Annotated in this window: 9 protein-coding genes and 1 pseudogene; 3 read left to right on the forward strand and 7 right to left on the reverse strand. The window is 36.8% G+C overall.

Annotation, left to right across the window (positions count from 1 at the left end):
- Positions 1 to 126: 126 nt before the first annotated feature.
- The 3 genes from AACL61_RS06545 to AACL61_RS06555 are packed head-to-tail and all read right to left on the reverse strand — an operon-like array spanning position 127 to position 2,728.
- On the reverse strand, positions 127 to 2,064 hold the full coding sequence (locus AACL61_RS06545; protein ID WP_102816605.1) for a copper-translocating P-type ATPase: 1,938 nt from the start codon (positions 2,062 to 2,064) through the stop codon (positions 127 to 129).
- Positions 2,064 to 2,351, reverse strand: coding sequence for a cupredoxin domain-containing protein (locus AACL61_RS06550; RefSeq protein ID WP_102816606.1), 288 nt, complete (start codon positions 2,349 to 2,351; stop codon positions 2,064 to 2,066). The genes AACL61_RS06545 and AACL61_RS06550 overlap by 1 nt, the downstream gene beginning before the upstream one ends.
- A complete protein-coding gene (locus tag AACL61_RS06555) occupies positions 2,351 to 2,728 on the reverse strand; it encodes a cupredoxin domain-containing protein (protein WP_003667519.1) in 378 nt (125 codons plus the stop codon). The genes AACL61_RS06550 and AACL61_RS06555 overlap by 1 nt, the downstream gene beginning before the upstream one ends.
- Before the next feature lie 266 nt (positions 2,729 to 2,994).
- Between AACL61_RS06555 and AACL61_RS06560 the strand changes: the two genes are divergently transcribed.
- Together AACL61_RS06560 and AACL61_RS06565 are read left to right on the forward strand one after the other, a co-directional pair.
- Positions 2,995 to 3,576 (forward strand): matrixin family metalloprotease, encoded by a 582-nt coding sequence (locus AACL61_RS06560; protein ID WP_339111153.1) that lies wholly within the window; start codon positions 2,995 to 2,997, stop codon positions 3,574 to 3,576.
- 83 nt (positions 3,577 to 3,659) lie between these two features.
- Positions 3,660 to 4,574 (forward strand): DMT family transporter, encoded by a 915-nt coding sequence (locus AACL61_RS06565; RefSeq protein ID WP_339111154.1) that lies wholly within the window; start codon positions 3,660 to 3,662, stop codon positions 4,572 to 4,574.
- A gap of 44 nt (positions 4,575 to 4,618) precedes the next feature.
- Here the strand turns inward: AACL61_RS06565 and arcC are convergent, their stop codons facing one another.
- Both arcC and argF read right to left on the reverse strand, forming a co-directional pair.
- Entirely contained in the window at positions 4,619 to 5,551 is a 933-nt protein-coding gene (gene arcC / locus AACL61_RS06570; protein WP_102816608.1) for a carbamate kinase, read from the reverse strand.
- A 16-nt stretch (positions 5,552 to 5,567) separates the two neighbouring features.
- Entirely contained in the window at positions 5,568 to 6,575 is a 1,008-nt protein-coding gene (argF, locus tag AACL61_RS06575; RefSeq protein ID WP_003667515.1) for an ornithine carbamoyltransferase, read from the reverse strand.
- Between the two features lie 253 nt (positions 6,576 to 6,828).
- Here argF and AACL61_RS06580 point away from each other — a divergent pair, with 253 nt between their 5' ends.
- Positions 6,829 to 7,668, forward strand: coding sequence for a DNA-binding domain-containing protein (locus tag AACL61_RS06580; RefSeq protein ID WP_102816610.1), 840 nt, complete (start codon positions 6,829 to 6,831; stop codon positions 7,666 to 7,668).
- 64 nt (positions 7,669 to 7,732) lie between these two features.
- On the opposite strand, the pseudogene AACL61_RS06585 reads toward AACL61_RS06580, so the two are convergent.
- Together AACL61_RS06585 and AACL61_RS06590 are read right to left on the reverse strand one after the other, a co-directional pair.
- Positions 7,733 to 7,930: pseudogene (locus AACL61_RS06585) on the reverse strand (FGGY family carbohydrate kinase); the annotation flags it as partial.
- Between the two features lie 640 nt (positions 7,931 to 8,570).
- The gene (locus AACL61_RS06590) at positions 8,571 to 8,777 is read right to left on the reverse strand and encodes a hypothetical protein (RefSeq protein WP_035151787.1); all 207 of its coding nucleotides are present in this window, start codon (positions 8,775 to 8,777) and stop codon (positions 8,571 to 8,573) included.
- Between the last annotated feature and the right edge of the window lie 84 nt (positions 8,778 to 8,861).

Here is an 8,861-nt window from a genome sequence, read left to right on the forward strand (position 1 = left end):
AAGTAAATTGGTCTACAAAAAAGATTTCCACGACCAGATGAATTATTCATCCAACCTATGAAAATCTTACACTAACTAACAAAAAGAAGTTAAGAATTATATTTCTTAACTCCTTATAATCTTAGTTTAAGCTTGAACAACATGCTCTCCCGCAATCTTAGCTTTATTTAACAGCAGAGAAGAACTAACAACAGAAACAGAACTAAAGGCCATTGCTAGGCCGGCAAGCTCCGGACTAAGAGTAAAGCCCATAAACGCAAATAGCCCTGCAGCGATTGGAATACCAATGACATTGTAAATGAGCGCCCAGAAGAGATTTAATTTAATTCGGTTAAAGGTCTTCTTAGAAATATCAAGTGCCCGGACAACTCCTCGCAAATCGTTTTGAACGAGAACGATTCCACCAGAGTCAATTGCGATATCAGTTCCAGATCCCATTGCAATTCCAACATCAGCTGTCGACAAAGCAGGGGCATCATTAATTCCATCACCAACAAAAGCAACCTTTTTACCCTTGTCCTGAAGTTCCTTAATTTGTTGAGCTTTGTCATTCGGCATTACTTCAGCAATTACCCTATCGATACCAACTTCATCAGCTATTGCTTGGGCTACCCGTTTGTTATCCCCAGTTAACATCACAGTCATTAATCCACGTGCTTTTAGCTCCGCAATTGCATCTTTTGAACTCGACTTCGGAACATCTTGAATGGCAACTAAGCCGATTATTTCCCCATCAAGACCAACATAAACAACTGTTTTAGCTTCGTTCTGTAATTTTTCCGCACGTGATGCCATTTCCCGGGAAATATTTACATCAACCAAAAGCCGATTGCTACCAACAAATGCTACTTGTCCATTATAATCTGCACGCACACCCTTACCTTCAATTGCTTCAAATTTATCTACCTTTACTGGTGAGATCTCTTTATTTTTTGCCTTTTGAAGAATTGCAGATGCTAACGGGTGCTCAGACGATTCCTCAAGACTAGCAGCGATTGTTAATACTTTTTTAGCATCGCCAACAATATCAGTTACAACTGGTTTGCCGACCGTAATTGTCCCCGTTTTATCAAACACAACAGTATCAATATTACTTACTTCTTGAAGGACTTCACCATTCTTAATAAGGACACCCATCTTAGCACTTCTTGCAGTACCAACCATTAATGCTGTTGGAGTTGCTAAACCTAATGCACACGGACAAGCAATCACAATTACTGAAACAGCAAATAATAATGCTTGAACAAATGTTGCGCCAACAAAGGAATACCAAATCATAAATGTCAAAATAGCAATAATCATTACTGCTGGGACAAACACATTTGAAATCTTATCTGTTAAGTTCTGGATAGGAGCATGACTGGTTTGCGCTTTTTTTACTAGGTCAACAATTTGGGCAAGCATTGTATCCGCTCCAACCTTTGTGGCTTTAAAAGTAATCGTCCCATTATTATTAATTGTTGAACCAACAACAGTATCGCCAACTTTTTTCATTACCGGCATACTTTCACCAGTAACCATCGACTCATCCAGAGAAGTTACCCCTTCCAGAATTGTTCCGTCTACGGGTACTTTTTCACCTGGCTTGACCCGGATAAGGTCGCCAACTTGAACTTGATCGAGTGGTACTTTGACAAATTTGCCATCTTTTAAGACTTCAGCATCGTTTGCTTGAAGGCCCATCAACTTACCAAGAGCATTGGAAGCATTGTTATGCATTTTCTCTTCCATCGCATCCCCCAGTAAAACAAAGACAGTAACAAAAGCAGCACTTTCAAAATAAACTGCCCTATCAGTTATCATTGCAAAAATACTATAAAAATAAGCGACAGCTGTTCCTGTTGCGACCAGGGTATTCATATTTGCACTATGTTTTTTAAATGCAGCGATCGCACTTTTCCAATATGGAAATGCTGAAATTGCCATAATAATAGTAGTAGTAATTAATGCTATCCAATTATAGGCAGGCATCATCCAGTGAAAAGGCATCGCAAACATTTGTATTAACATCGGGATTGATAATACAAATGAAATCCAAAATCGCTGAATGTTTGTAAGCTTCATTACTTTACAACAACCTTTCCATGAAACATATCCATTCCACAAGCGTAGTTATAAGTTCCCGGCTTATCAGTTGGAATATCAACAGTAACTTCTTTTTTACCGTCTAACTTCTCATCAATACCAAGTTCCTTAAATACGACTTCATTCATACATCCCATATTATCAGAGGGGATAAATTCTAATTGCGCTGGCTTTCCTTGTTTGAAAGTAACCGTTTCTGGTTTGTAGCCATGATTTTCTGCATTAACAACAACTTTTTTAGTTTGATCTTTTGAAAAAATACTCATTATTTAACAATCACCTTTCCATGAAACATATCCATCCCACAAGCAAAATTAAAAGTCTGGGCTTTATCTGTTGGAATATTAATCGTCGTAATCTTTTGCTTTGTTAAGTCCTTATTAACTCCTAGCTGTTCAAATACTACATGTGATAAACAAGCCGTCGAGTCATGCATATCAAAGTTAACTTGAGCCGGAATTCCCTTTTTCAAGATAACGGTTGAGGGAGAATAACCACCATTAACGACAATCGTTGCAGTTTGCTCATCATTAACAATAGTTGATTTTCCCGCCGACTCTGTATGCTTTCCGAAGAACCACCAAACAATAAATGCAATCAAAAGCAGGGCAATAATTATAACGGCAATTCTCAATATTTCCACCTTCTTTTAGTTTACAACTGTAATCATATTATAGGTACAGCATACTATCAAAGTTTACAGTTGTCAACAATAAAGAAAAAATATTAAATAATGGACGTTTTACTCTTTTTTAATTAGAATTTGAATACTAGGGGGTGTGACCGATTAAGAAGTCCAATTTCTTATTAACCTTATTTTATTTATTACTCTTTGGCGGAATTATTTGGTTTTATCAAAATAATTCTACCTTTCAAGAACAATTTAATATTGGCATTCATAATGCACAAGTGCTTACTCAATCGTGGCTGCACCGAATAACCGGTAAAAAAGTTGCAACCCCAACTAAACAAAACGCTGACCAACAAACTGGGACACAAGATACACCCGCTGATGCACGCTGGGAACAAAACTCTGCAACGATCTATGTTAATATCAGTAATCCAGTATTAAAGAATGCAACAGAAACCGCAATTGCCCAATGGAATAACACGAAGTCATTCACATTTAAAATCGTTAATGATAAGAATGCAAATATTAGTGTTTCCGCTGTTAATGATCCGAATAATGGGGCAGCGGGGCTTACCAATACAAGCATGAATTCCGCAACTGGATATTATCTGCACGCAACAGTAGAGCTAAATTCTTACTACCTATTAAATCCTGCCTTTGGCTACTCACAAGAACGAATCGTAAATACTGCTGAGCATGAATTAGGGCATGCAATTGGTCTACAGCACACGAACAAGATTTCTGTGATGCAGCCAGCTGGATCATATTATCCCATTCAATCACGAGACATAGAGGCTGTGAAGGCTTTATATTCACGAACTCCACAACCAATCATCACCGAAAACAATTCCAACAGATAGTCATAATTAAAAGGTCGAGTTCACTCTTCACAGAATTGGTATGGTAAAATAAAATAGCAAATCTAATTGGAAAGAGTATTTTTATGTCAAATAAAAAAGTTTTAGGTACAGCGATGATTATTACTGCCTGTACCTTTTGGGGTATTTCAGGGCTTTTTGCGAAGGCCCTTTTTAATGTTAGTAGTTCAATTACATCAATGTGGTTAACGCAGGTTCGAATGGTTTCAGCTGGAATTATTTTAGTCTTATTAAGCCAAATTCGTGGGGAGCATCCCTTTCAAATTTTTAAGGATCTTCACTCTGCATGGATTATCTTTGCATATGGTGTTTTTGGGTTAGTCCCGGTTCAATATGCTTATTTTATGGCTGTCCAATATGGGAATGCTTCGATCGCAACCATCCTTCAATTTATCGGGCCCTTTTTTATCATTGCTTATCAAGCTGTGTTTCGACACCTGCCACCGCGACGAATTGAAATTATTAGTGCAATTATCGCCTTTTTAGGTGTTTTTATTATCGCAACTCATGGCCAATTTAACCATTTAGCAATGACGCTTAGTGTTTTAATATGGGGATTAATTTCTGCAATTGGTGTTGCAACAAATACCTTAATTCCACAAAACATGCTTCGCGAAGGTCGAGTTCCCTCATTAATTATTACGGGGTGGGGGCTATTATTTGCCGGATTAACCTTAGTGCTTATTCACCCTAGTCAACCACATATTCCTAACGTTCCTTCAGTTTGGTTATATGTGTTAGGCATTCTAGTAATTGGGACCTTAATTCCCTTTCAGCTAGCTAATAATTCATTAAAATATATCAATGCAACTACATTTAGTTTAATGGATGCATTTGAACCTTTATCAGCAACAATTGGTTCAGTCCTGATTTTTCATTTACAAATGACGGGAGCAGATATTCTTGGTTCGATTTTAGTTATCATTGCAGTACTTGCGATTAACATTTGCATTCCACAGAAAAAATTAAAGAGTAGCTAAAAAAAGAAGGTGGCCAGGATTTTATTTTCCTAACCATCTTCTTTTTAGTTATCACGAATAACTGTCCCGACTTTACCGGTAAGAGCATCATCAAGACCATCTAATGAAGTAATTAATGCTTCTCGTTCTGGATGACCTTCAACAAATGAAAGACATGCTTCAATCTTAGGTAGCATACTACCAGCAGCAAACTGTCCTTCCTTCATGTATTTCTGAGCTTCTGCAACGTTTAACATCTTAAGAGCTTTTTCATCCGGCTTTCCATAGTTAACATAAACATGATCAACGGCAGTTAAAATAATTAACTTATCAGCATCGATCTTGTCAGCTAGCAAGGCACTTGAACGGTCCTTATCAATAACCGCTGGAACTCCTTCAAGTCCTTTATCAGTGATGATTACAGGTACACCACCACCACCACCGGCAATAACAAGCTTGTCAGCGTCAATCAATGTTTTGATGCTATCAAGTTCCATAATCTTCATCGGTAGTGGAGAGGGAACAACTTGACGGTATCCACGGCCCGCATCTTCTTTAAAAGTGTAGCCCTTTTCTTTGGCAATTTCATCAGCTTGTTTTTTAGTGTAGAAGTCGCCAACCGGCTTTGATGGATTTTCAAAAGCAGGATCATTAGGGTCAACTGCAATTTGCGTTACAATCGTTGCCACACTCTTATTCATCCAACGACGGTGTAATTCATTTTCTAAACTTTGTTGCAAATGGTAGCCAATATAACCTTGACTCATTGCGCCACATTCTGGGAAAGGAAAAGCAGCAGTTTTACCGTGTTCAGCAGCAAAATTCATCCCTAAATTAATGGCACCCACTTGTGGACCATTACCGTGGCTAATAACTACTTGATTCCCTGCAGCAATGAGCCCAATTAATGAGGAAGCAGTATTCTTTACTAACTTTAATTGTTCTTCAGGTGATTTGCCTAATGCATTTCCCCCTAAAGCAACGACTACTTTAGCCATGGCAAATGCCTCCTAATTAATTTTGTTCACCCAAAGTTGCAACCATTACAGCCTTGATAGTGTGCATCCGGTTTTCGGCTTCACGGAAGACAACTGAATGTTCACTTTCGAATACTTCGTCAGTAACTTCCATTTCCTTTAAGCCAAACTTCTTTTCAATTTCCTTACCAACTTCAGTGTCGAGGTTGTGGAATGCAGGAAGACAGTGTTCAAAGAGAACATTAGGGTTTTCAGTAGCCTTCATAACATCCATTGTTACTTGGTAAGGCTTAAGAAGGTTGATCCGCTTTTCCCACATATCATCAGATTCACCCATTGATACCCAAACATCAGCATAGATTACGTCCATACCTTTGACACCTTCTTTGATGTCATTAGTAACAACAATCTTAGCACCAGTCTTGGCAGCAATTTCATTAGCCTTATCTAGAGTTTCCTTAGTTGGTTCCAATTCCTTAGGAGTAACAACGTGGTATTCCATCCCCATTACAGCGGCACCAAGCATCAATGCATTTGAAACATTGTCTTGACCGTCACCTACAAAGGCAAACTTGATGTCCTTGTAAGGCTTCTTCAATACTTCGTGAGCGGTTAAGAAGTCAGCAAGTACTTGTGTTGGGTGGTCTTCGTCAGTTAAACCATTCCAAACTGGTACACCAGAGTACTTAGCTAAAATTTCAACATTGCGTTGTGAGAATCCACGGTATTCGATACCATCAAACATTCCACCAAGAACTCGTGCAGTATCCTTAACAGATTCCTTGTGACCGATGTGTGAACCTGATGGGCCAAGGTAAGTTACATGAGCACCTTCATCCTTAGCACCAACTTCAAAAGAACAACGAGTACGAGTAGAACTCTTTTCAAAAATTAAAGCAATGTTCTTACCTTTAAGATTCTTGCCTTCATAACCAGCATATTTTGCCTTCTTTAAATCTTCAGCAAGATCAAGCATGTATTCCATTTCCCGAGTGTTAAAATCTGCAAGAGTTAAGAAACTACGATTACGTAAATTAAAAGCCATTTTTATTTCCTCCTAAGGTCTTAATACAAGTACTATAATAGGCTAAAGTTTCATAATGCTTCAAAAAAACTCCATAAATAACAGAAAAAAGTTCAGCGTTTTTTTGCAACAATCTCTTTATTCACAATGATGTAAGCGGAAACAACTACATATTTGTAAAATAACAGCTCTATTGTCTATTATCTTCACAAAGAGTAAAATTAAATAGTGCTTCAAAATACTTCAAACAACATCAATAAATCGGTGAAAATACATGAATTTTTATATTTTAGATAATGATAGTAAAATTATTCATTTATTATCCAATATTATTGAAAATGATTTCAATAATACTGTCGTCGGAACAACTTCTAATCCGCAACAGGCCTACGATGATGCAATGCGCCTAGGAATTGATATCATGTTTATCGATTATGCAATGCCAACGATGGATGGGGTCCAACTTATTCAAAAAATTCAGGACAGTCATCATTATCCACACTTCATTATGACTGCTCAAGCAATTCTGCCTTCTGTCAAAACAAGTGCATATCAACATGGGATTGATTTTTTTATTGAAAAACCACTAAACATTGCAGAAGTTAAGTCAGTGATTAAACTAGCAGCGCAAAATATTAATATGTCTAACCGCCTCCTTCAAGTTTTGGACCTTGTAAGCGGTGCTGCAACGAATAATAATACAGTTACGATCAGTGGGAAAAATAAGAAAAAAGAAAACGCTCAGTCCATCTTACGTTTTCTCGGTATTACAGCTGGAAATGGCGCTCCTGCAATTAACAAACTTATTAATACGATGATTGAACGGGAAATTAGTTTTGATGAGGTTAATTTTGAAGAATTTTTCCAATGTGATGAGCATGGCAAAAAGATAATTTTCCAACGAATTCGACGCGATATAAAAACTGGTCTTAATAATCTCGCACATATGTGTATGGATTATCCAGAAAACGACATTATTTTGGAATATGCGAATAACTTATATGAATATAAAAATGTCCACAATGAAATTTCATTTCTCAAAGGAGAGCGTACTAATGGTGGGCAAGTGTCACTAAAACACTTCTTTAATGGATTGATTCAAGAAATAAATTAACAATAAAATAGCGGAGAAAATGACCTTAAGACGGTTGTTTTCTCCGTTATTTACATTATCTAAGTTCTTTTAAAATTAATTGATCAATTACAATCGTTGTTTCATAAAGCCAATCTCGCGGATCTTGTTCGCTGTAGCCAGGATGAGGCTGATGGAGATCATAGCCATAGCTTTGTTGCGCAACAATCTTGCCATCACGGTCCATCGCTGAAACCTTGACTGCACTTGTGCCTAGGTCAACCCCAATTACATATTCGTTCATTATAATTTTATTCCCTTCTTAACCAATTTTATTTTCAATTATCTTACCATTCTTCTCTTCACAATTTACAATCATCAATTATAACTTAAATTATGTTATACTAACAATAATATTAATAATAAGAAGGGATAACCATTATGACTGCATATAAAAATTGTACCCCTAACGAACTTGACTACACAGTTGTGAAGGGCGGGAAAACAACAATTAGTGTTAATGGTAAGAATATTGTTCTCACTTTTGAAGATATTCCCGCACCCCCCCTAAATACATGGATATTAAAATATTTTCTGTTCCTAAACATGTAATGGCTTCAATCATAATTAATGCCTATCTTAAAAATGATACCGATAATTTAGATATAAATAAAAAGGTTAAAGAGAAATTAGCAAACTGTATTAATACAGCTGCAAGAAATCGTTTTGGTCTTATTTAATAGAAAAGAGAGGCTGGGAAAATAATCCAACCTCTTTACTATTTTAAAGTGTAAACTACCAAAACGCAGTAGATGGCTGGATTATGAACGTTGATAAATCAGCGTCCATAATGCCCCAATAGGCTAGCTTCGCGTCGTAGTCATTCTTGCAGGGGTGAGACTAAAAACTCGAAGCAAGTTTATAGTCCCACTCCTTTTATTAAATTATTTTAAATGTAGGAGCTTAAATTCTAAATAACACCACAAGATAATTAGTAAAATACTATAAGCAGCAGAAAGCCATACTACATATTTTAAGAACGCCAAGATATGAAAAACAGTTAATATTTGCAGACAAATTGTTAAAACAATCCATACTACTAAATGATCTTTTACCCGATCCCGATGTTCAATTAATTCTTCTTTTTTCATAAAAATACTCCAGATAAAAGGAGAGAATAGCTATGTCATAACAGCTATTCCCCTTCTTGATTATATTTCCCGAAATGTCAATTT

The sequence above is a fragment of the Limosilactobacillus reuteri subsp. porcinus genome (genome assembly GCF_036621895.1).
GTDB classification, from domain to species: Bacteria; Bacillota; Bacilli; order Lactobacillales; family Lactobacillaceae; genus Limosilactobacillus; species Limosilactobacillus reuteri_J.